Annotated in this window: 25 protein-coding genes; 14 read left to right on the forward strand and 11 right to left on the reverse strand. The window is 63.3% G+C overall.

The annotated features are described in order from the left end of the window. Positions 1–8: 8 nt before the first annotated feature. The gene (locus tag G9U53_RS04150) at positions 9–200 is read right to left on the reverse strand and encodes a hypothetical protein (protein ID WP_003942643.1); all 192 of its coding nucleotides are present in this window, start codon (positions 198–200) and stop codon (positions 9–11) included. Positions 201–434: 234 nt separating this feature from the next. On the opposite strand from G9U53_RS04150, the gene G9U53_RS04155 reads away from it, so the two are divergent. The 4 genes from G9U53_RS04155 to G9U53_RS04170 all read left to right on the forward strand — a co-directional run bounded on the left by G9U53_RS04155 (position 435) and on the right by G9U53_RS04170 (position 3,392). Beyond that, positions 435–812, forward strand: coding sequence for a DUF952 domain-containing protein (locus tag G9U53_RS04155; protein ID WP_007732832.1), 378 nt, complete (start codon positions 435–437; stop codon positions 810–812). Positions 813–898: 86 nt separating this feature from the next. Then, entirely contained in the window at positions 899–1,381 is a 483-nt protein-coding gene (locus G9U53_RS04160; protein ID WP_021344116.1) for a cation:proton antiporter regulatory subunit, read from the forward strand. Positions 1,382–1,388: 7 nt separating this feature from the next. Further along, positions 1,389–2,561, forward strand: a complete 1,173-nt coding sequence (locus tag G9U53_RS04165) for a cation:proton antiporter (RefSeq protein WP_003942634.1) — start codon at positions 1,389–1,391, stop codon at positions 2,559–2,561. Positions 2,562–2,582: 21 nt separating this feature from the next. Continuing rightward, a complete protein-coding gene (locus G9U53_RS04170) occupies positions 2,583–3,392 on the forward strand; it encodes a tyrosine-protein phosphatase (protein ID WP_054781895.1) in 810 nt (269 codons plus the stop codon). A gap of 69 nt (positions 3,393–3,461) precedes the next feature. Here the strand turns inward: G9U53_RS04170 and G9U53_RS04175 are convergent, their stop codons facing one another. Both G9U53_RS04175 and ppgK read right to left on the reverse strand, forming a co-directional pair. Continuing rightward, a complete protein-coding gene (locus tag G9U53_RS04175) occupies positions 3,462–4,820 on the reverse strand; it encodes an RNA polymerase sigma factor (RefSeq protein ID WP_019748245.1) in 1,359 nt (452 codons plus the stop codon). A gap of 178 nt (positions 4,821–4,998) precedes the next feature. Then, positions 4,999–5,766 (reverse strand): polyphosphate--glucose phosphotransferase, encoded by a 768-nt coding sequence (ppgK, locus tag G9U53_RS04180; protein WP_042449945.1) that lies wholly within the window; start codon positions 5,764–5,766, stop codon positions 4,999–5,001. 169 nt (positions 5,767–5,935) lie between these two features. Between ppgK and G9U53_RS04185 the strand changes: the two genes are divergently transcribed. Then, a complete protein-coding gene (locus G9U53_RS04185; protein WP_165638345.1) occupies positions 5,936–6,814 on the forward strand; it encodes an inositol monophosphatase family protein in 879 nt (292 codons plus the stop codon). 6 nt (positions 6,815–6,820) lie between these two features. Here G9U53_RS04185 and cei read toward each other — a convergent pair whose 3' ends face one another. Continuing rightward, positions 6,821–7,504, reverse strand: a complete 684-nt coding sequence (gene cei / locus G9U53_RS04190) for an envelope integrity protein Cei (protein ID WP_003942618.1) — start codon at positions 7,502–7,504, stop codon at positions 6,821–6,823. A 533-nt stretch (positions 7,505–8,037) separates the two neighbouring features. Between cei and G9U53_RS04195 the strand changes: the two genes are divergently transcribed. Further along, entirely contained in the window at positions 8,038–8,340 is a 303-nt protein-coding gene (locus tag G9U53_RS04195; protein ID WP_003942593.1) for a DUF4193 domain-containing protein, read from the forward strand. 80 nt (positions 8,341–8,420) lie between these two features. Here the strand turns inward: G9U53_RS04195 and G9U53_RS04200 are convergent, their stop codons facing one another. Continuing rightward, complete coding sequence (locus tag G9U53_RS04200; RefSeq protein ID WP_003942596.1) at positions 8,421–8,918, reverse strand: DUF3093 domain-containing protein; 498 nt, start codon at positions 8,916–8,918, stop codon at positions 8,421–8,423. A gap of 41 nt (positions 8,919–8,959) precedes the next feature. Between G9U53_RS04200 and dut the strand changes: the two genes are divergently transcribed. Continuing rightward, positions 8,960–9,454 (forward strand): dUTP diphosphatase, encoded by a 495-nt coding sequence (gene dut / locus G9U53_RS04205; RefSeq protein ID WP_003942635.1) that lies wholly within the window; start codon positions 8,960–8,962, stop codon positions 9,452–9,454. 3 nt (positions 9,455–9,457) lie between these two features. After that, positions 9,458–10,297 carry a DUF3710 domain-containing protein gene (locus tag G9U53_RS04210; RefSeq protein WP_003942585.1) on the forward strand — a complete coding sequence of 280 codons (840 nt, stop codon included), beginning with the start codon at positions 9,458–9,460 and terminating at the stop codon, positions 10,295–10,297. An 11-nt stretch (positions 10,298–10,308) separates the two neighbouring features. On the opposite strand, the gene G9U53_RS04215 is transcribed toward G9U53_RS04210, so the two are convergent. Then, on the reverse strand, positions 10,309–11,034 hold the full coding sequence (locus G9U53_RS04215) for an alpha/beta hydrolase (RefSeq protein ID WP_058038715.1): 726 nt from the start codon (positions 11,032–11,034) through the stop codon (positions 10,309–10,311). A gap of 138 nt (positions 11,035–11,172) precedes the next feature. Here G9U53_RS04215 and G9U53_RS04220 point away from each other — a divergent pair, with 138 nt between their 5' ends. After that, positions 11,173–11,547: an OB-fold nucleic acid binding domain-containing protein gene (locus G9U53_RS04220; RefSeq protein WP_030536883.1), complete on the forward strand. Its 375-nt coding sequence runs from the start codon at positions 11,173–11,175 to the stop codon at positions 11,545–11,547. 52 nt (positions 11,548–11,599) lie between these two features. Continuing rightward, positions 11,600–12,313 (forward strand): DUF3159 domain-containing protein, encoded by a 714-nt coding sequence (locus G9U53_RS04225; RefSeq protein WP_003942611.1) that lies wholly within the window; start codon positions 11,600–11,602, stop codon positions 12,311–12,313. Here the strand turns inward: G9U53_RS04225 and G9U53_RS04230 are convergent. From G9U53_RS04230 to G9U53_RS04240, 3 genes are all read right to left on the reverse strand, one after another. After that, positions 12,306–12,599, reverse strand: a complete 294-nt coding sequence (locus G9U53_RS04230; protein WP_003942641.1) for a GNAT family N-acetyltransferase — start codon at positions 12,597–12,599, stop codon at positions 12,306–12,308. The two genes, G9U53_RS04225 and G9U53_RS04230, sit on opposite strands and share 8 nt — an antisense overlap. Before the next feature lie 33 nt (positions 12,600–12,632). Then, on the reverse strand, positions 12,633–13,295 hold the full coding sequence (locus G9U53_RS04235) for a TrkA family potassium uptake protein (RefSeq protein WP_003942632.1): 663 nt from the start codon (positions 13,293–13,295) through the stop codon (positions 12,633–12,635). Positions 13,296–13,381: 86 nt separating this feature from the next. Further along, complete coding sequence (locus G9U53_RS04240; RefSeq protein WP_003942587.1) at positions 13,382–14,047, reverse strand: TrkA family potassium uptake protein; 666 nt, start codon at positions 14,045–14,047, stop codon at positions 13,382–13,384. Positions 14,048–14,218: 171 nt separating this feature from the next. Here G9U53_RS04240 and G9U53_RS04245 point away from each other — a divergent pair, with 171 nt between their 5' ends. From G9U53_RS04245 to G9U53_RS04260, 4 genes are all read left to right on the forward strand, one after another. After that, positions 14,219–16,213 carry an APC family permease gene (locus tag G9U53_RS04245; protein WP_007732857.1) on the forward strand — a complete coding sequence of 665 codons (1,995 nt, stop codon included), beginning with the start codon at positions 14,219–14,221 and terminating at the stop codon, positions 16,211–16,213. A gap of 48 nt (positions 16,214–16,261) precedes the next feature. Beyond that, positions 16,262–17,530: a TRAM domain-containing protein gene (locus tag G9U53_RS04250; RefSeq protein WP_050656625.1), complete on the forward strand. Its 1,269-nt coding sequence runs from the start codon at positions 16,262–16,264 to the stop codon at positions 17,528–17,530. 154 nt (positions 17,531–17,684) lie between these two features. Further along, complete coding sequence (locus G9U53_RS04255; RefSeq protein ID WP_003942624.1) at positions 17,685–18,173, forward strand: MarR family winged helix-turn-helix transcriptional regulator; 489 nt, start codon at positions 17,685–17,687, stop codon at positions 18,171–18,173. 74 nt (positions 18,174–18,247) lie between these two features. After that, on the forward strand, positions 18,248–19,825 hold the full coding sequence (locus G9U53_RS04260) for an MDR family MFS transporter (protein WP_047269338.1): 1,578 nt from the start codon (positions 18,248–18,250) through the stop codon (positions 19,823–19,825). Positions 19,826–19,876: 51 nt separating this feature from the next. On the opposite strand, the gene G9U53_RS04265 is transcribed toward G9U53_RS04260, so the two are convergent. After that, a complete protein-coding gene (locus G9U53_RS04265) occupies positions 19,877–20,542 on the reverse strand; it encodes an SIMPL domain-containing protein (RefSeq protein ID WP_003942616.1) in 666 nt (221 codons plus the stop codon). A 9-nt stretch (positions 20,543–20,551) separates the two neighbouring features. Beyond that, positions 20,552–22,378, reverse strand: a complete 1,827-nt coding sequence (gene glsA / locus G9U53_RS04270) for a glutaminase A (RefSeq protein ID WP_003942619.1) — start codon at positions 22,376–22,378, stop codon at positions 20,552–20,554. Positions 22,379–22,570: the final 192 nt, after the last annotated feature.

The raw sequence follows: 22,570 nt of genomic DNA on the forward strand, positions 1-22,570 counted from the left end.
CTGACAGGTCAGATTGCGGGTTCGCTTTCGGAGACGACGGCATTCATCTCGCGAAGTCGATCCGCGTGTTCGGTTGCGTGGTGTCCGCAGAAGAGAAGCTCGCCGCCGGTGGGAAGCACGGCGCGTACGCGTGCTCCGGCACCGCACCGGTCGCACCGGTCGGCAGCGGTCAACTGTGGGCTGGTCAGTGTTCCGGGCATGACTCCTCCGTACTGGCTTTGCGGCATTCGGGCCGCGTGCCTGGGGCCTGGTCCGCCGCGTCGGAATGGCGCGGTAGATCCACTCTTACAGACGTTTGGGGTTTACGGGTTGTTCCCGAAGGCGTTTCTTAGTGTTGTGTCTCACTGGAAATGCGCTGGGCAGGCATTCTCGGGTGAAGATTGTTCGCTGACAGCTGATTCGGATCGCCGACCTCAGCCCGATATTCTGGGCGGATGAACCCGGGACGCGAACCACTTGTCGACGAGAGCGTCGAGTTGCTCCACATGTGCACGCGCGAGGAGTGGGCGCGGGCACAACAGCTCGGTGAACGTATCCCCGACGGATTCGAGGCGGAGGGATTTGTCCACATGTCGACTCCGGCGCAAGTTCATCTCCCGGCCAATCGGATCTTTGCCGGCCGTGACGACATAGTCCTTCTGGCTATCGATCCGGCCTTGCTCGGCGGTCAGGTCAAGTACGAACCGGGTGTCCCCTCGGACCCGGAATCGATGCGATTCCCGCATCTGTACGCCCCGATTCCCGTCGCAGCCGTCACCGCTGTCGTCGAGTATTTTCCGGGCGAGAACGGCGTGTTTTCGCCGGTTCGGTAGGTCGCCGGTTGGCCGGTCGTGAACTGTGCCCCGCGGATTACGGCCCTCCCGCGATGCAGGTCACCGATCGGCGCTACCGTTGGTCTATGAACGTAGAAGTCACCCCACTACCGGGGATCGGGACACGCAAGGATTTTGTTCTGTCTTCCGGTCGTCGCGTGGGTGTCGTCACCCATCGGGACGGTCATACCGACCTCATCGTTTCCAAGGCAGACGACCCTGACGCGTGTGCTGCCTCGCTGCCTCTGACCACCGAGGAAGCGGCAGCGCTCAGCAATCTCCTGGGTGCCCCACAGCTCGTTGCTCAGCTCGAGGAAGAGCACCGTGACCTTCCGGGCATTCGAACCAAACAGCTCTACATCAAGGACGGTTCTCGCTACGACGGACAGACCCTCGGGGACACCGGCATGCGCACGCGCACCGGAGTGTCCATCGTCGCCGTCATGCGCGCAGGACAGGTGAGCCCGTCTCCGAACCCCGACTTCACGTTCACCGGGGGAGACCTTCTCGTGGCAGTCGGAACGCCGGACGGTTTGGCTGCAGCGGCAAAAATCTTGGCCAACGGCTGACTGGCGCGTGGACACAACCACCCTCGCACTGATCGAACTCGGCGCGGTCTTCTTCGCGCTCGGACTGCTCGGACGGCTCGCTGCTCGCGTCGGCATGTCGCCGATCCCGTTCTACCTGATCGGCGGCCTGTGCTTCGGACAGGGCGGTTTCATCCAGCTCGGCGACATCGGCGAGTTCTCCCATCTGGCAAGTGAGATCGGGATCGTCCTGCTCTTGCTGCTGTTGGGGCTCGAATACACTGCGGCCGAGCTCGTCACCGGTCTCAAACGCTCGCGGGTAGCCGGCATCGTCGACATCGTCCTCAACGCCACCCCTGGCGCGGTTGTCGGCTTGATGCTCGGCTGGGGCGTCGTGGGGGCGACGGTCATGGCCGGCGTCACTTACATCTCGTCTTCGGGAATCATCGCCAAGGTGCTCAGCGACCTGGGGCGCCTCGGTAACCGCGAGACACCGGTCGTGCTGTCGATTCTGGTGTTCGAAGACCTGGCGATGGCGCTGTACCTGCCGATTCTGACCGCGATGCTCGCGGGCGTGAGCTTCATGGGCGGGCTCGAAGCGGTCGGGATCTCGTTGTTGGTCATCACCGTGGTTCTTGTCGTGGCCCTCCGATACGGACGGTACGTCTCCGCCCTCCTCGACAGTCCCGACAGTGAGACGCTCCTGCTCAAGCTGCTCGGTGCCGCACTGTTGGTCGCCGGCATCAGTTCGGCGATGCAGGTGTCGGCGGCTGTGGGCGCATTCCTCCTCGGAATCGCGATCTCGGGGTCGACGGCGCACAATGCCAGTCGCGTGCTCGAGCCCCTTCGAGATCTGTTCGCCGCAATGTTCTTCGTGGTCTTCGGTCTCAACACCGATCCCAGTTCCATTCCGCCAGTCCTCGGATGGGCCGCGATCCTGGCAGTGGTCACGGCGATCACGAAGCTGGTAACCGGCGCTTGGGCGGCCAGACGTCAGGGTGTCGCGCGAATGGGTCAGGCGCGCGCCGGTGCCGCTCTGATCGCCCGCGGTGAGTTCTCCATCATCATCGCAGGCCTCGCGGTGTCCGCAGGCGCCGTCGACGCCGAACTTGCCGCATTGGCAACTGCTTACGTGCTCCTGATGGCGGTCATCGGCCCGGTGGCGGCAAGAGTTATCGAACCGGTCGCCTCGTTGTACATCAAGGTTCGTACGAAGTCCTGATTGCGGTCCTATTCTGTCCGGATGTCGAACAGAATCGCCCGTCCCGCCGCGACCGCTCTGTGTGCGCTGATCATCTCGTGTGCACCGGTCCCGGCGCTCGCCGGTGGAATTCCCGCTCTCGACCACGCCGGACCCACAGCTGCGCAGGTTGCCGCGGATCGATCGCTACACCTCGAGGGTGCGTCGAACGCGCGTGACATCGGTGGCTACGTCGCCGCGGACGGGCAGACCGTTCGGTGGGGGAAGGTATTTCGCTCGAATGCCCTCGACAAGCTGACACCGTCGGATCTCGCGTCGTTGAGCGAACGCGGAGTGGAATCGGTCGACGACTTCCGTACGGTCGTCGAACGAACGCTCTCGCAGGATCGCCTTCCGAACGGGGCGCGAAGCAACTGGTTCGACGTCATCGGAACCAACCCCGCCAACCTCCCGGCGCTGGTGGACATGCCGACGATGTACGCGTTGATGGTGACCGATCCGGGGGCGAGCCGCGCATTCCACGACGCGCTGGTGAACGTCGCGAACACCGACGGTGCAGTCCTCTACCACTGCTCGGCGGGCAAGGACCGTACCGGTTGGATGACCGCAGTTCTCCTGACCGTCCTCGGCGTGAGTCGCACCGACGTGAACGCCGATTACATGCTCAGCAATCAGTACCTCACCGGACCCCGCACGGGGAGCGCGTTCATCGACGGCGTCGAACAGTCTTGGCTGGACACGTCTTTCGCCACGGTGGATCGGGTGTACGGCAACTTCGACAACTACGTCCGGGACGGCCTTCAGTTGAGCGAGGACGATGTCGCACAACTCCGGGACACACTCTTGGTCTGAGGCGGCAAACGCACAAGAGCCGCTCTCCGGCGATCCGGAGAGCGGCTCTTGTGTGCATAGCTGGTGTGACTAGTCGAGGTAGTCGCGCAGAACCTGCGAACGCGACGGGTGGCGCAGCTTCGACATCGTCTTCGATTCGATCTGGCGGATACGCTCACGCGTGACGCCGTAGACCTGTCCGATTTCGTCTAAAGTCCTCGGCTGACCGTCGGTGAGACCGAAGCGGAGGCGAACCACGCCGGCTTCGCGCTCGGACAGCGTCTCGAGTACCGACTGCAGCTGATCCTGCAGCAAGGTGAACGAGACGGCATCGACTGCGACAACAGCTTCGGAGTCCTCGATGAAGTCACCGAGCTGGCTGTCGCCCTCGTCGCCGATGGTCTGGTCGAGAGAGATCGGCTCACGCGCGTACTGCTGGATTTCCAGCACCTTCTCCGGCGTGATGTCCATTTCCTTGGCGAGCTCTTCCGGCGTGGGCTCACGGCCCAGGTCCTGGAGCAGCTCACGCTGGATACGGCCGAGCTTGTTGATGACCTCGACCATGTGCACCGGGATACGGATGGTGCGAGCCTGGTCGGCCATTGCGCGGGTGATGGCCTGACGGATCCACCACGTGGCGTAGGTCGAGAACTTGTAACCCTTGGTGTAGTCGAACTTCTCGACTGCACGGATCAGACCGAGGTTGCCTTCCTGGATGAGGTCCAGGAACGCCATGCCGCGGCCCGTGTAGCGCTTGGCCAGCGAGACGACCAGGCGGAGGTTGGCCTCGAGGAGGTGGTTCTTGGCGCGGTTGCCGTCGCGGCAGATCCAGCTCATGTCGCGTCGCTGAGCCGCAGGCAACTTCTCGCCCTTGTCAGCGAGGTCCTGCATGATCTGCACGGCGTAGAGGCCGGCCTCGATGCGCTTGGCCAGTTCGACTTCCTCTTCGGCGTTGAGGAGTGCGACCTTGCCGATCTGCTTGAGGTAGGCGCGAACCGAGTCGGCGGACGCCGTCAGTTCGGCATCCTTGCGTGCCTGACGGAGAGCCTCGGACTCTTCCTCGTCCCAGACGAAGTCGCCGGAAGCCTTGTCCTTCTCGGACGGCTCTGCAGCGGTCTCTTCGTCTTCGCCGACTGCTACGACCTCGACGACATCGGACTCGACCTCGGCAAGGTCGCCGTCCGTGATGTCGATGTCTTCCAACTCGACATCGCCGTCTTCGGCGTCAGGATCGCCGGCCTTCTTGGGGCTGGCCTTCTTAGCTGCTGCCTTCTTGGCCGGAGCTTTCTTGGCCGGAGCCTTCTTTGCTGCTGCCTTCTTGGCGGGGGCCTTTTTCGCCGGAGCCTTCTTGGCTGCCGGAGCGGTGACGGTGGCCGCCTCCACGGCTGGAGATTGTGGCTCTGACTCTGATGGAGAATCAGCAGTCTGACGTGTATCGGTGGCTGCCACGTACGCCCTTTCGTGACGGTGTCGTGCGGCGTCACGCCAGAGTGGTGATCCGGCGGAGAGGTCAATGGTTGTTGGCCGGCGCGCAGCCGGACTTCACCATTGTAACGACTCTCAGGAAACTCTTACGTCACGGCGGGCCGTAACAGGTAGATTTTCCGCTTTTCACGTGCGGGTTTTCTCATCCGGCGACGGAGGCCGGCCTAGTCAGTCCGACCGATGCGAGCGCAGCTCCGGCGATTCCCGCGGTGTTGAGGAGGGTGGCGGGGACGACCTTCGTGCGGTTGGTCAGGTGCGGAATCCACTTCTCGTGCTTGCGGCTGATTCCGCCTCCGGCGATGAAGAGATCAGGCCACAGCAGGTTCTCGAAGGTGGTCAGAACTCGGGAGACCTCGACCGCCCACTCCTTGTAGCTCCAGTCCTTCTTTTCCTTCACCGACGACGCCGCTCGATGCTCGGCTTCCTTGCCGTCGACCTCGAGGTGGCCGAACTCGGTGTTGGGCAACAGAACTCCGTTGTGCAACACGGCAGATCCGATTCCGGTGCCGAAGGTCAACAAGATCACGACGCCGGAGGTGTCCTTGCCCGCTCCGAACGAGTCCTCGGCGATTCCGGCAGCGTCGGCGTCGTTGAGGACGGTGACTTCGCGCCCGCCCAGTGCCTTGCCGAACAGAGCGGCGGCGTCGGTGTCGATCCAGGACTTGTCGATATTCGCGGCGCTTCGCGCGACGCCGCCGGTCACGACAGCGGGCAAGGTAATGCCGACCGGACCGGTCCACTTGGCCTGCTCGACGATCTCGGCGACAGTGCCCGCGATCGCATCGGGTGTGGACGGCTGCGGGGTCAGGATCTTGATGCGGTCACCGATCATTTCCCCGGTGCTCAGGTCGATCGTGCCGCCCTTGACGCCGCTACCGCCGACGTCGATCCCGAAACCTGTGGTTGTCATCGTCCTGCGCTCCTGAGTGTCGAATTCGAGGTCACGATCTACCGTTGCAAACACTAACCCGAACAAGGACCCGGGCGCGTCCTCTCGAACCGTCCACCTCGAGACGTTCGAGTGGTGCCCCTCGGTAGAGATGTGTTGCGATGGTCCGGTGCGCCCTTCAGAAAGAACGTTGCCCGACTTTTCCGCCGATTCTCTGGACCCCGCACAGTTGCGGGAAGTAGCCGTAGCCGTCGCCGAACGCGCAGCCGAACACGTCCGCTTGCGTCGGCCCGAGGTATTCGGCCTGGTGGGTTCCGGTGCCGCCGAGGGTGGTTCGGTTGCGGCGAAGAGCACGCCCACCGATCCCGTCACGGTGGTCGATACCGAAACCGAACAGGTGATTCGCGACCTTCTGGCGCAATTGCGCCCTGCAGATTCGATCCTGGGTGAGGAAGGTGGCGGAGACACCGACGATTCCGCGGGAGTTCGATGGGTTGTCGATCCCATCGACGGCACGGTGAATTTTCTCTACGGAATCCCCGCGTTCGCCATCTCGGTGGCCGTACAGATCGACGGGGTCTCGGTAGCCGGGGCTGTCGTCGACGTGTCGTTGGAAACCACGTACGCCGCTCATCGGGGCGGCGGTGCAACCATGACCACGGCCGACGGCGTCGTCAGCGACCTGCAAGCCAATGAAGTGACCGAGCTGTCAATGGCGCTGTTGGCCACCGGCTTCGGTTACGGAGCGGATCGCCGGAAGGTGCAGGGCACGTTGATCGGGCAGATCCTGCCGCAGGTTCGCGACATCCGACGCATCGGTTCGGCGGCTTTGGATCTGTGCATGGTTGCCACCGGCCGGGTCGACGCTCACTTCGAACACGGACTGAGTCCATGGGACTGGGCAGCCGGCTCCTTGATCGCTTCCGAAGCGGGCGCCGTCATCAACGTCCCGGCGCCCAATTCCACGTCCGCCGACGGCGATGTCGTTTACGCAGTCGCTCCGGCGATCGCCGAGCAGTTCGCGCACATGCTAGGAGCTACCGGCGCAGATCAGCCGATTCCGAGCTGAGGCTTGTCAGCAGCGCGCCGTGCGCGCTGCTTTGAGCAGTGCGATGTCCATCGGAGCGACTTCGGCGTTTGCGGGTTGCTCGGCCAGAGCATGCAAAATCGCGGTGGCGTCGGTGTTGGGGGTCAGGGCGCCCTTGTTGTACGTGCCGAGAGCCAGGTCGACGGTGTCGTCGCCGCGGCCGTCCTGGACCAGTTCGGCGCAGGGGGCGACCAGCCAGACGGAACTGGCGGCGGCAAGGCCGTTCGCTCCGAATCGGATCTGACCCTGGCACTCCATGTTCTGGTCGACGTAGACGGGGTCGTTTCCGACCTGGACGTCCGGCGCGCTGGAGAAGCCGAACTCGCTCAGTTGCGCTGCCACCTGGGCCGCCTGACCGTGTTCACCGTTGGCGTTGAACACACGAACCTTGGTGGCGGCGAGGGGAGCGGGATCCACGTCGAGCAGCTTCGAGCGGTCGACGACGGTTCCCAGCGGTAGTGGCGCCGCTGCCGAAGGATCGGACGAAGGTTGCGGCAGGTTGCAGGCGACGGTGTCACTGACTTCCGCCTCGGCGCTCAGGATGCGGACCCACAAGACACTGCCGATCAATGCGAGTACCGCGAACACGGCGATCACCGGCCACGCGCGCCGACGGCGGAACGGACGTCCCTGGTCATCGGTAGAGCTGCCTTCGGTGATCAGAGAAACCACGGTATCCCTCGACTTTCTTGACGAAACTTCTACTTCGCCATCGGGCCGAGCGGCGCCGGCATGACGTTCGGTGCCTACCTTAGAGGGCCTGTGTGACGAGACAGCCGAAGCGAGGCTCGACGCGTCGAGTCCTTGTCGATTGAGAAACGGCAGTTGGCCGATTACCGGCCTGTTTCTACCCGGATTCGGCCCGAAAACATCGTGGAAAGGTCACAGCTTGCTCTTGCCTTGGTGACAATTCGCAGTCATTTTTCGGAAATTTCCGATTCGGTTACTACTTTCGTGCTCACGTCGGCTACTGTCTGGCGGCCCAGGTCGTTCAACTGGGCATCGGCCGGACGCCGAAATGACAACCAAATGAGGCGCAGATCACGTTCTCGGAAGGAACTTCCGGGCACTAATTCCGGTCCTGCAGCGTTATGCAGCGACAGGGAATGATCTGGATGCCACGGCGGTTTCCATGCGCATCAAGGATCTACCGGATTCTCGGCGCACACGGGACCGGGATACACGAAGAGGATGGGGTAGACGAGATGGCAACTGACTACGACGCACCGAGGCGTACAGAGTCCGACGAGGTTTCGGAGGACTCGCTCGAGGAGCTGAAGGCGCGACGCAACGAAGCGCAGTCAGCCGTCGTCGACATCGACGAGACGGACACCGCGGAGTCCTTCGAGCTGCCGGGTGCCGACCTTTCCGGCGAGGAACTCTCGGTTCGAGTTGTTCCGAAGCAGGCAGACGAGTTCACGTGTTCGAGCTGCTTCCTGGTTCATCACCGCAGCCGCCTGGCCAGTGATGCCAACGGACAGCTCGTATGCATGGACTGCGCTGCCTGATCTCCCTTCCCGGTGGTCGACCCGTCAGCGCGAGGGTCGACCAAGGGTCGGGAAGTACTGCTTTGCTGTGACCGCGCTGGTCAGAGATCCAGCGCAGCCAGCAGATCAGCGGGACGACGTGTGCTCACCAACCAGTACGGCGTGGGATCCTCCGGGTCGTCGAGCACGATCAACACCATTGTCTTGACCCATGGGCGATGCTGGACGAACGCCGACGGATCGAGTTGGCGCCCCATCGCAGCACTCTTCGCGGAAGCCGGCACTGCTGCCGCCCGTGAAATCAATTCGACCGGCAGGTGGGCTCTACCCACGTGCAGTTCCTTCACCCCTGCTGTCTCCACCACCTCGACGCGCATCCGGCTGAGCCAGAATGCCGCCCAGATCGGGATCGGGAGTAGTACGACGTACGCCAGGTACGAGAGAAGCCCCGGGCGGCCCATGTGGACCTCGGCCGCGAGGAGTCCGGCTACGGCCAACCCGGCGATCCACCACCAGATCGGCACCCACAGGCGCTCGGAGTACAGCGTCGTGGACGGGGGCGTTGTGGTGGCGACGTCAGGTCGAGATGTTTCGGGCACCTGTCAAGGATAGTCCGTCGCTACGAGTAGTCTTGGCCCACGTGAGCGACCATCTCTCCATCGCCTTGAAGCGACTGGATCCAGACCTGCCCGTTCCACAGCGTGCGCATCCCGGAGATGCGGGTGTGGATCTGTGCTCCACCAGCGACGTCACCATCGAACCCGGACACCGAACACTGGTCGGAACGGGGATCGCGATCGCTTTGCCGGTGGGCACCGTCGGGTTGATCCATCCGCGTTCCGGACTCGCCGCCAAATCGGGACTGTCGATCGTGAATGCGCCCGGAACCGTGGACGCGGGATACCGGGGCGAACTCAAGGTCTGCTTGATCAATCTCGATCCGGCCACAGCCATCGACATCCGCCGCGGTGACCGAATCGCTCAGCTCGTGGTTCAACGAGTCGAACTTCCGGTTTTCGAGGAAGTCGAATCGCTGGACGACACGACCAGAGGAACCGGAGGCTACGGTTCCAGCGGCGGGCACGCGATACTCGATACCGATGCGCCTGGCGCGGTAGTCGGAGAGGGAGTCTGAATCATGTTCGGACGCAAGAAGAAGACAGACGTCGACGAGGAAACCACCAGCTTCTTCGGTGACGAGAACGACGAGTCGGTGGAGATCGACGAGGTCGAAGACGATCTCGAAGTCACCGGCGACGAGTTCGGTGACGAATCGGAAGGCCCTTACGACATCTCGGAGATCGATTCCGACGATCCGACGGCAGGCCGTGACGGTCAGCGTCTTGATCTCGGTTCCGTTCTGGTGCCGATGCCGACCGGCGGGCAGTTGCAGGTCGAGATGGCGCCCAACGGTTCGCCGCAGGCCGTGCACCTGGTCACCGAGCACGGCCGCATCACGGTTGCTGCCTACGCCGCCCCGAAATCGCCCGGTCAGTGGCGTGAGGTCGTTGCCGAGCTCGCGCAGTCGCTTCGCGACGACAATTCCGCGGTGAGCGTCGAGAACGGCCCGTGGGGCCGTGAACTGGCTGCTGTGACGGCCAACATGGACCTGCGGTTCATCGGCGTCGACGGTCCCCGGTGGATGGTGCGCTGCGTGGTCGCGGGTCCGAGTGGATCCACCGCCGCGAACGCTCCTCTGGTGGCAATCGCACGGGACATCTTGCGTGACACCGTCGTCAACCGAGGATCAGAGCCGCATCCGGTGCGGACACCGCTGCCCGTGGTGCTCCCGCAGGTGCTCGCCGAGCAGTTGGCGGCCGCACACGAGCAGCAGTTGGCGGCAGCGCAGCAGCAACAGGTCGCCGCCCAGCAGCAACAGCAGTCAGCACCGCCCGCTCCGCCGGCACCTCCAGCACGGCCGACCCCGCCGCCTCGTAGCGGCGAATCCGGTTCTGCCATGCAGCAATTGGGTCAGTAACAGAATTTTCTTCAGGCGCTCGCGGTGGTATCGGATTCGATCGCCGCGAGCGCTTTGATGCAGGTGGACCCGAGAATCGCGGGGTCGCGCCCGATCATGTCGAGCGTCGTCGTGGCGACTGCGCCGCGGGGGAGTGAAGCCGCCCAGGCCTGCGCCACTGACGCGGGATGAACCGGATCGTCCACCGCCGACGCAATGCCGACCGGAACGCCTACCGCCCGTAGCGCGCTCTCGCCGAGTGAGTGGTACGACGCCGCCTCGTCGAGCGCAGCCGGGAGATCGGGCCACTGAGAGCGCCAGGAGCGCTCGAGTTCGGCTCCGAGCCACGCCGGACTCGACGCGAGCATCGCAGCGATCACCGACTCCAAGCCTTCGGAGCGCAGTTGCCCGGCGGTGAACCGCGCGCTCGCTGCTGCGGGGGCGTCGTCGGCCGAGCCCGTCCAGGCCGGAAGCGCTGCCAACACACTCACCGTTCGATCGGGATTGTCGGCGGCCCACTGGAGTGCAACGGCCGCTCCGATCGAGACCCCTCCGACGATGATTCGGCCGTGCGTGTCCGCGGCTCTGTCCATCGCGTCCAGATAACCGTCCACGACACGCCGAGGGTCCGGTTCAATTGCGATGATGCGCACACCCAGAGCCTCCAGCGGCGCCCGGAATGCGCGGTCCGCGAAGTGGGCGTCAGAGCCTGTACCTGGGAGAACGACGGCAACGGTCGCCGATTCAGAGTTCTGCATCTCTTGATCTTGCCCGGTGCCCCCGAGACGCGGACTGACCGGTGTGGTTACACGCTCGTAATGGGTCTACAGTGGCGATCACACAGCCCTTCACGTGACGCGAAACCCTTGCGTCACACATGTTCGCAGGAGCGCGCAATGGCACCCGCCGCCGCAGGATATTTTCGTCGACTGACCCAGCGTCTGACCGAGGACGTCGACCAGTTGGACGCCCAGGAGATGGCCGAGTCCAACAAGGCTTCCGGAGGTCAGAAGGCATGCGATTGTCGTCGCGGTGAAGAAGTCACGATGGTGGGCCGGCTCCGCAGCGTCGACGCGTGTCCCAAGTCGGGAAATGCCAGCATCGAGGCCGAGTTCTTCGATGGCACCGAGATGATCAATCTCGTCTGGATCGGGCGTCGCCGGATCCCGGGAATCGAGACCGGTAAGACCCTGCTGATCCGCGGTCGTGTGGGCGAGCGTGACGGTCGCAAGGCGATCTTCAACCCTTACTACGAACTGCGCGGCGAATAGGCGCGTTTCCCGCATTTACCGTGCAACTCGGTGACTGTGGCACCCTCGACAGGTGACTGAAACACAACAGCGATCGGTAATCGACCAACTCGGCGGGCTGAGTGGTCTGATCTATTCGTCTTTGCCGATTCTGATTTTTGTCCCGGTCAACAGCATCTGGAATCTCACCGCGGCAATCTGGGCCGCATTGGGCGTCGCTGTCGCTATCGCGGCCTGGCGCCTCTTCCGCAAGGATTCCCTCCAACCCGCTATTTCCGGTTTTCTCGGAGTCGGAGTTTCCGCATTCATCGCCTACCGCACCGGCGACGCCAAAGGATATTTCCTCTTCGGTATCTACACGAGCCTCGCCTACGGTGCGGTCTTCCTGATTTCCATCCTCGTGCGCTGGCCCCTCGTCGGAATCATCTGGGGTTATCTCAACGGGCACGGCAATCTCTGGCGCAAGCACAGCTCCGCCGTCCGGCTCTACGACGTCGCGACGGCAGCGTGGGCGCTGGTCTTCGGTGCGCGGTATCTCGTTCAGTCACAGCTCTACGACACCGACCACACCGGATGGCTCGCAGTCGCGCGTATCGGCATGGGGTGGCCGTTGACCGGTTTGGTGCTGCTCGTGACGGTCTGGGCTGTGCGTAAGGCCGATCGCATCGTCGAGCCTGAACCGGTTGTGGAGCCCGAAAGCAGCGAGCCCACCGCCACGGACGCAGGGTCCGAAGAGGTGGGCTCGGTGAATCTGACGAAGCCGCGCGAAGACCGCGATCTCAGCTGATCAGGTCCTGGTACTCGGGGTGCTTGTCGAGGAACTTCACGACGTACGGGCACACCGGATGAACCTTGAGGCCGCGTGCTCGTAGGTCGTCCAGAGCCTGGCGGACGAGAACCCCGGCCAATCCGAAACCTTCGAAGGCGGGGTAGATCTCGGTGTGGTTGAACGAGACGACGTCACCGGAGGTGGTGTAGTCCTCGATCCCGGCGAGGTCGCCGTCGGCATGGATCTCGTACCGGCTCTGGGCCGGATTGTCGGTGACTACGGTGTTTTCGGGCGCTTGTGCCATGTGATTCCCTTTCGTCGTCAGTGTGTTCGTCGGTCAATTCTCCAGGCGGAGTGCAACGCGCAACTGATCCTCGGCGTCGACGGCCGCAACGAAGAGCAGTTCGTCCCCGCCTTCGATGGGATCGTCCATCTGCGGGACGATCACGCGTCCGCCACGCAGGATGGTGACCAGTGCGCAGTCTCGCGGAAGTTCGAGTTTCTTGACGGCTTTTCCGGCAAGAGGTGTGTTGTCGGGCAACGTGATCTCGACGAGGTTGGCCTGTCCCTGCCGCAGTGTCATCAGTTTGACCAGGTCACCGACCGAGACGGCCTCTTCGACGAGCGAAGCGAGCATCCGCGGTGTCGAGACGGCGACGTCCACGCCCCAGGACTCGTCGAAGAGCCACTCGTTGCGGGGATCGTTGACGCGGGCGACAACTCGGCGAACACCGAACTCGGTTTTCGCGAGCAGACTGAGGACCAGGTTTGCCTTGTCGTCTCCGGTCGCGGCAATCACGACCTCGTACGACTCCATCGACGCGTCCTCGAGTCTGCTGAGTTCGCAGGCGTCCGCGTGCACCCACTTCGCCTCGGGCACCGACTCCGGTTCGATGTGATCGAGTTTGCGTTCGATCAGCATGACGTCATGTGAGCTTCGAATCAGCTCTCGCGCAATGGAACGGCCTACGGCGCCGGCTCCGGCGATGGCGACCTTCATCGAGAACTTCCAATCACGTTGTAGTGCAACACAGTCGCAGTCTTGTTGTGGGGGGCGGCGTACGGATCAGTCATCTGCGGCCTCCCTCAGTCGTCGCTCGGCGGCGGGTTGCCGGCCAGTGCGACAGCTTCGGCGACGGTTCCCGACACGGCGGCGATGTAGACCTGATCGTCGGCCTGGATGACAGTCTTGCGGTCGGGGAGAATGCCGGTCCCGAAGCGGATGATGAAGGCGACTCTCGAACTGGTCGCGCCCTCGAGGAGCGCGATCGGCTTGCCCGCCCAATCCTCGTGCAGGGCAAGTTCGGTGATGGCGACAGTGCCCGAAGGATCGCGCCACTTCGCAGTCTGACTTTCCTTGGTCAACGTGTGCAGGAAACGATCCGTCGACCACGGCACGGTGGCGACCGTGGGAATGCCGAGTCGCTCGTAAACGGCGGCACGCTTGGCGTCGTAAATACGTGCGACGACGCGTTCGACGCCGAAAGTCTCGCGTGCGACTCGCGCTGCGATGATGTTGGAATTGTCTCCCGAGGACACCGCGGCAAAGGCGTCGGCCCGCTCGATTCCCGCCCGGACCAGCACGTCACGGTCGAACCCCATTCCCAGAACCTTGGTTCCCGGGAAGTCGAGATCGAGACGCAGAAACGCACTCTGATCGCGGTCGATGACGGCGACCTCATGTCCGATCCTGGTCAGAGACGCGGCGAGGGAAGAACCCACTCGACCGCACCCCATGATGACGACATACACGCCCTACTCCGTTCATGGACCCTCATGGCGCGATTGCACGCCGAATCGAACGGTACAGCCCCTCACGGGAAGAGCAAGTACAACGGTCGCTCGCGTGCCGGTTGTCACGACAAAAGGTGAAGTTGGGGCTCTGATGACTCCGAATCGGGCGAGACGGCTTACGCTTTGCACGTGTCTAAGCTCTCGACCGCTACCAAGCGGCTCCTGCTCGGTCGGCCGTTCCGAAGCGACAAACTCGGGCACACGCTGCTACCCAAGCGAATTGCACTACCGGTCTTCGCGTCCGACGCGATGTCGTCCGTCGCGTATGCCCCCGAAGAAATCTTCCTGGTTCTCTCCGTCGCGGGTATTTCCGCGTATGCGTACACCCCCTGGATCGGATTGTCCGTCGCCATCGTCATGGCTGTGGTGGTGGCGAGCTACCGCCAGAACGTCCACGCATACCCCTCCGGTGGCGGCGACTACGAGGTCGCGACGGTCAACCTCGGCCCGACCGCCGGTCTGACCGTCGGTAGTGCGCTGATGGTCGACTACGTGCTGACGGTCGCCGTGTCGATCTCGTCGGCGGCGTCGAACATCGGCTCGGCTCTGCCGTTCGTCGCGCAGCACAAGGTGTTGTTCGCGGTTGCGGCGATCGTGTTGCTGACCGCGGTCAACCTTCGCGGTATCCGTGAATCGGGGACCGCGTTCGCAATTCCGACCTACGCATTCATCGTCGGCATGTTCCTGATGCTCGGGTGGGGATTCTTCCGGATCTACGTCCTCGGTGAGGATGTGCACGCGGAATCGTCGTCGTTCACGCTCAACGCCGAGGATTCGCATCTGTACGGAATTGCCTTCGCGTTCCTGATCGCCCGCGCATTCTCCTCGGGCTGTGCCGCACTGACCGGCGTCGAGGCCATCAGCAACGGCGTACCGGCGTTCCAGAAGCCGAAGTCGCGCAACGCTGCCACGACCTTGCTGCTGCTCGGGTCGATCGCCATCGTCCTGCTGATGGGCATCATCATCCTGGCTCAGAAGATCGGCATCGTCTACGCACACAATCCGCAGGAACAGCTGGTCGGAGCGCCGGAGGGCTACCATCAGAAGACCTTGATCGCGCAGATCGCCGAAGCCGTGTTCAGTGGTTTCCCGATCGGTTTCTTCTTCATGGCGATCGTCACGGCACTGATCCTGGTTCTGGCCGCGAACACCGCGTTCAACGGATTTCCGGTACTCGGATCGATCCTGGCGCAGGATCGGTACCTACCGCGTCAGCTGCACACGCGCGGCGACCGACTGGCATTCAGCAACGGAATCCTCTTCCTCTCCGGTGCTGCCATCGCATTCGTCGTGGTGTTCGGCGCCGAGGTCACCAAGCTCATCCAGTTGTACATCGTCGGCGTCTTCGTCTCGTTCGTGCTCAGCCAGACGGGCATGATCAAGCACTGGACTCGGCATCTGAAGTCCGAGACCGACAAGGCGCAACGGGCCCGTATGCAGCGCTCGCGAGTGATCAATTCGATCGGTCTGGCAATGACTGCCACCGTCTTGATCATCGTTCTGATCACCAAGTTCGCTGCCGGCGCATGGATCGCCATCGTCGCGATGGTCGCGATCTTCATCGTGATGAAGATGATCCGCAAGCACTACGACAGCGTCGCAGCCGAGCTCGAGGAGCAGGAGTGGGACGGCGTACTGCCCAGCCGCACGCACTCGATCGTGCTCGTCTCGAAGTTGCACATGCCGACGATGCGAGCTCTCGCCTACGCGCGAGCCACGCGACCGGACACCCTCGAAGCCATCACGGTCAATGTCGACGAGCCGGACACCCGTGCACTCGTGCGTGAGTGGGAGAAGAGCGACGTGACGGTTCCGCTCAAGGTGATCGAGTCGCCGTACCGCGAAATCACCAAGCCGGTTCTCGATTACGTCAAGCGTGTACGACGCGATGCTCCGCGTGACGTCGTCACCGTCTTCATTCCCGAGTACGTCGTCGGACACTGGTGGGAGCAGATCCTGCACAATCAGAGCGCGCTTCGTCTGAAGAGTCGTCTGCTTTTCCAGCCCGGCGTGATGGTGACCAGCGTTCCGTGGCAGCTGAGTTCGTCGGCAAAGGCGAAGCCGCTCGACATCGAGAAGACCGCAGGTGCCACGCGTCGCGGTTACGACACCGGCGAGAAATGATCACCGGCGAAAAATGATCGGCAACATCGAAATGGCAGGCGTAGTTCGTTGAGTGAGAATTGGACCGGACAGACCTTCGAGGTCGATCTGGGCAACCCCGGTCACGGCGGGTTCGTCGTCGCCCGGCACGAGGGGCGGGTCGTGTTCGTCCGTCACGGTTTGCCGGGGGAGCGGGCGCTGGTCCGGGTGACCGAGGACAAGGGCGGATCGTTCTGCCGCGCCGACGCGATCACCGTTCTCGACGCTTCTCCGCATCGGATCGATCCGACATGCCCGATCTCCGGCCCGGGCGGGGCGGGCTGCTGCGACTACTCGCACGCGGATCTGAGCGTCCAACGTGAGATGAAGACCTCGGTCGTGCGGGAGCAGCTTCTGCGACTGGCTCGTGTCGAATCGGACGTCGAGGTAGAGGAACTGCCCGGAACCGGAGGCGGAACGGGTTGGCGCACGCGAGTCCGGTTGGCGGTGGACGGGCACGGTGTCGCCGGATACCACGCGTACCGCAGCAACCGGATCGTCACAGACCTGCGGTGCACCCAGATCGATCAGAGCGCGTACGACGGTCTCGGCGGTGCGCAGTGGGCGCCAGGTAGCGAGCTGCAGGTCGTTCTCGACGCTGCGGGCGAGCGGCACGTCGTGGAAATCGCGGCACCCGCGGTGTCCAAGACGGGACGGCGGACGCCCGGGCGACGCGGCGCGATGGCACGCCGAGCGGCAAGCGGCGGCCCGCGAAAGACCCGAGTTGCCATCGGATCGGACACAGTGACCGAGCGCGTCGGCAGTCGAGAATGGGCGCTGGCCGCGACCGGTTTCTGGCAGGCCCATCGCGGCGCTGCGGCCGCGTACTCACAGGTGGTCGGGGAGTGGGCCGGAGCCGCTACCGCGGACACGGCCTGGGATCTCTACGGCGGTGTCGGCGTGTTCGCAGCTGTGCTCGCCGAGCTTGTCGGGCCGTCCGGCGTGGTGGAGTCCGTCGAATCTTCGGCGCGTGCAGTCGCGGACGGGCAGGCAGCGCTGTCCGATCTCGGTCAGGTGCGCTTCCACAGCGCCCGCGTCGAGAACATCATCGCGGATCTGGAGCGTTCGCCTGCTGTCGTCGTGCTCGACCCGCCACGTGCGGGGGCCGGCCGTCCGGTCGTGGAAGCTCTCGCCTCAACGGGCGCTGAGCGGATAGTCCACATCGGGTGCGACCCGGCGTCGTTCGGTCGCGATATCGGCCTCTACCTGGAGCAGGGCTTCAGAATCGGTGGCCTCCGGGCGTTCGACGCGTTCCCCCAGACTCACCACATGGAGTGCATCGCGCTCCTCGAACGCTGAGACGTCCCGAAATCTTTCCCTGAAACGGTGTGACGCTTCTCGCGTTCACAACAGTTGCTTGCATTACGCAACTAATCGTATAGTTTCGTTCTGCAAGTAGTTTTCCGTTTTCAAGTCACGGCTCGTTCGGGCCACTCGAATTCAGGGGTAGGCAATGTCGGTACAGCCGGAGACGGCCCAAGCGCTCGTCGACACGATCTTCATGTTCGGCAGATCGCTGCGAGCCGCGGTCACCACCGGTGCAGACAGCCTGCTGCCGCCTGCGCTGGTCAGTGTGTTGTTCATGCTGGCAGCGCGTGGGGAGTGCCGACAGAACGAATTGGCCGTCGATCTGTGTGTCAGTCAGTCGTCGCTCAGCCGACAAATGTCGGATCTGGTCGACGCTGGGTATGTCGAGAGAAATCCCGATCCGGCTGACAAGCGGGCGTTCCGCATCCGAGTATCGGAAGAGGGACACGACGTTTTACGGAGAACCACGCAGCGGCGTGCGGCGCGTTTGCGCAACATGCTCGAAGACTGGAGCCAGGAAGAGGCCATGGCCGCAGTGACATCGCTGCAACGTCTCAACGAGACGTTCGGCGCATCGAATCGGCAGGCCTCACCGGCAGTTCCGCACACGGGCGTAGAAAGTATTGGGAGATAAGGCACATGGCAGCAACAGTAGGAGAAACCCGGGCAAGTACCGGAGGTGACGGATCGGCTCGCGAAGCGGGCGCGATGACTCACCGCGAAATTCTCGAAGCACTCACCGGACTCATCGCAGCGCTGTTCACCGCGCTGCTCAGTAGCACCATCGTTTCCACAGCGCTTCCCACGATCATCGGTGAACTGCACGGAACTCAGACGCAGTACGCCTGGATCATCACGACAGCGTTGCTCGCCACCGCGGCGTCGACGCCGATCTGGGGCAAGCTTGCCGACCTCTACAACAAGAAGGTCCTGGTCCAGACCGCGATCGTCATCTTCGTGATCGGCTCGGTCATCGCCGGCGCGGCGCACAACGTTCCGTTGCTGCTCGGTGCGCGTGTCATCCAGGGCATCGGTATGGGCGGTCTGACCGCTCTCGTCGTAGCCATCATCGGCACGATCATCCCGCCGCGAGATCGCGGTCGCTATTCCGGATACATGGGTGCGGCCATGGCCGTCTCGATGTCCGGTGGACCGATCCTCGGCGGCGTCCTCGTGGACACTGCCGGCTGGCGCTGGTGCTTCTATGTATGTGTTCCGCTGGCAGTCATCGCATTGTTCCTGCTTCAGCGCACACTGCACGTCGAGACCGTGAAGAAGGACAACGTCTCCATCGACTGGATGGGCGCCACCTTGCTCACCGCCGGTGTCAGCGTCCTGCTGATCTGGGTTTCGTTTGCCGGTCAGGACGACTACTACGCCTGGTTCTCGAAGGAGTCGGCCTTCTTCGTCATCGGTGGTCTGGCCCTGCTCGGCCTGACGATGTTCGTCGAATCCAAGGTCAAGGATCCGATCCTGCCGATCAAGATCATCACCGAGCGCACCACGGCTCTCGCGATCATCGCCTCGATCGCAGTTGGTGTCGGCCTCTTCGGCGCGACGACGTTCCTGACGCAGTACTTCCAGACCGCACGCGGATTCGATCCCACCGAAGCCGGATTGCTCACCATTCCGATGGTCGCAGGCATGCTCGTCGCCTCGGTCGGCTCGGGCCAGCTGATCACCAAGTTCGGTCAGTGGAAGCCCTTCATCGTCGCCGGCGCAGTTCTGCTGCTGGTCGGTTTCGGGCTGCTGTCGACGATCGACCACGCAACCAGCCTGTGGACAATCGGAATCTTCATCGCCATCGTGGGTCTCGGTACCGGCATGCTGATGCAGAACATCGTTCTCGCCGTGCAGAACACGGTCAGCGTCGAGAACATCGGCGCGGCCAGCAGTATCGTGGCGTTCTTCCGCACCTTCGGCGGCGCGATCGGCGTGTCGGTGCTCGGTTCGATTCTTGCGACCCGCGTCAAGACACTGACAGTCGATTCGGTCTCCACCTTGCCGCCCGAGCAGCAGGCAGTAGCTGGCAAGAGCCTCCAGGACGGCCTCGACCTGAGCAATATGCCTGACTTCGTCTCGCAGATCGTTCGGTTCGCCTACGGCGACGCAACAGGACGGATCTTCCTGGTCGCAGCGGTCGTCGCCGTGGTCACGCTCGTGTCGGTCATCTTCATCCCGAACCGTCCGTTGCGCACCACCATCGACATGGCAACCCCCGACGCCGAGCAGAAGTTCGAAGAAGAACGCGAAGAGAAGAACGAGGAGAAGAACCTCACTCGCTGATCCGCAAGCCCGGCTGGTCTACTGCCGGCCGCGTCTTCTGAATTACTGTTGTCACGCCATAGCCCATCGAACGCGGACCGAGATCGATTCTTCGATCTCTCCGCGTTCGACTGCTATCGGGGCCGAATCCGCTTTCATCGCCGCGACACGTCCGCGCATCGGCACGATCTGGTCGAAGTCCTCGAGCACCTCGAGGACTTCGACCAGATCTTTGTCTGCCAGGTCTGCGAACTGTCTGGCCTTCGATTCGGCTGCCGTCCAGGCCAATTCGCGTGCTCTTGTCGCCAGATCGCTGCGGTCGTCGAGATCGAACTCCAGTCCGTCGAGCCGAATCGCGTCGCCACCCACCGATACACATGCCGCGATGACGGCAGCGGGGGAGTTCGCCGCTTCCGGCTCCAGCTCTCGCAGTACGACTCGGAAAGTTGTCGATGCCGTGAATCCTGTTGTCTCCTGGCGGCCTCCGTCGCTCCACTGAGTCTGCGGATGGACGCTCAGCCCGGCGGTGGTGAGGTCCGCTCCGCGCACACCGCGCGCGTGCAGGGTCTCGGTCAGCGCAGTGGACAGACGCGCGACGGCGTCGAATGCGTCGGAAACGGCCGTCTGTGTCACCGATACTCCGATCGTCAATCGCACGATGTCGGGAACAGCTGTTGCAGTGGCAGTTCCGGTCACCGTGACAGTGGACGGCTCCGAGGTGAAGGCGGTGGTGGGCACGTGTGGCTCCTATCCGATTCGTCCGGCGGATATGACACTCCGCAACATCAGGTCCAATTGCTCGTAGGCGCCCGCAGCCAGTCGTTCGAGAAGCGCAAGTTTCAACTCGGGTGCCTGTGCGGTCAGTTCTGCATATCGCTCCGGAGTCAGCACGGCCACGGTGACCGTGGAATCGGCGCGGATGTCGTTGAGGAACGGAGTGTCGAGGAACATCGTCATCTCGCCGAACGTCATTCCGGCGGAGAGCGTCGTGATGCGGTGCTCGACCCCGTGCGCGTCGGTGAACATGGTGCTGACCTGGCCACTGAGAATCAGGTAGAAGCCAGACGCCGATTCACCTCGGCGGGCGATCTTCTCGCCGCGGGCATAGGTTCGCGTCTCCAACTCTGCCGAGAATCCCTCGATCTGTGCCGCGGACAGAGCATCGAGAACTGGGTGGTCCTCGATCGAGATCGTCGACGCCTGCCGTTCGGCCTCACAATGCACCGCAAGCAGCGTGTCTTCGCACCACTGCATGGCGGAATCGAGATCCGCAAAAACCCGACCACTTCTTCTGGCGGGGTCGATGCTCGAACTTCGTTGTCCCAGCAGTCCTTGCGGATCGACGACGGCCACAGCACAAGCCTGCTCGGCCAGCTGAACCTGCAGCGCAGTGATCATGCGCACCGCGACGTCGCTGGCGTCGTCGACGCGGCGGACGTCGATGACGACAACTTCGAGGCCCTCGTCCACCGAGCCGATTTCGCGGACCGCCGATTCGGCACCGGTGAAGAGGAGATCGCCGTGCAGTTCGTAGACCCGGCTGCGCTTGCCGACGTCGTCGAGCACGGCCTGTTCGGTCGGGGTGCGTCGTACTCGCGACGGTGCTTCGATGACGCTGTATCTGGCCCGGATCGACGAGCGTGACGCCCGCGTCACGTGGAGGAAGTGCAGTTCGAGTTCCTTCGACAGTGCCCGGGCAGAAGCAACTCCGCGAACACTGTTGCCGTGAACGTCGAGCCTGGGGGAGTACACGGCGATGCCGATCTGGCCCGGCAGAACCGCCAGCACTCCGCCGCCGACACCGCTCTTGGCCGGCAATCCGACCTCTACCAGCCACTTGCCGGCGCCGTCGTACATCCCGCAGGTTGCCATGACACTGAGGACCTGTTCGACGCCTGCGGGTGCCAGCGCACGCTCGTGGGTGAGCGGATTGACGCCGTTGTTCGCCATCGTCGCAGCCATCAGACTCAGATCACGGCAGGTCACGTCGATCGAACACTGACGGAAGTACAGGTCGACGGCCTCGTCGGGATTGCCGGTGATGACGTCGAAGGATCGCAGCATGTGGCCGATCGCACGGTTGCGGTGACCGGTGCGGGCCTCGGAGGTGTAGACGGCTTCGTTGAAGGTCAGCTCGCGGCCTGCGTATCGCGAGTACGCCGAGCGGATGCGCTCGAAGCGGGCCTCGGGATTCGGTCCGGCAACCAGTGATGCAGCGGTGATCGCCCCGGCATTGATCATGGGGTTTCGTGGCCGTTCGGTGAGCGGGTCGAGGCTGATTTCGTTGAACGGCTCGCCGGATGGTTCGACGTCGATTTTCGCGGCAACCGCCTCGCTTCCTCGATCGGCGAGAGCCAAGGCGTAGGTGAAGGGCTTCGAGATCGACTGAATGGTGAACGGGATTCGCGAGTCACCGATCTCGTAGACGTAACCGTCTACGGTGGCGATGCAGATTCCGAACGAATCGGGGGCGACCGCCGCGAGTTCGGGGATGTAGTCGGCCAACTCGCCTTCGTCGAGTGATCGGACTTCGTCGAACACTCGCGTTATCAGGTCGTCGACCACAGTTCCCATACGTCGACCTTAAGCTGACATGGCGGTCGTTTTGTGGAAGAAGAGTTGCCGAGTCGATCGCGACGGATCCCATTTGTCTGTGATTGCGATCACGAGCGATCCGCGGGATTTCGCTGTTACGCGAAGTCACACCGGAATCGGGCCGAGTCCGCGTGTCGGTTCGCCGGAACGCTCCGTAGACTGGCAGCACTG

Source organism: Rhodococcus sp. D-46 (assembly GCF_011290655.1).
Classification (GTDB): Bacteria; Actinomycetota; Actinomycetes; order Mycobacteriales; family Mycobacteriaceae; genus Rhodococcus_F; species Rhodococcus_F qingshengii.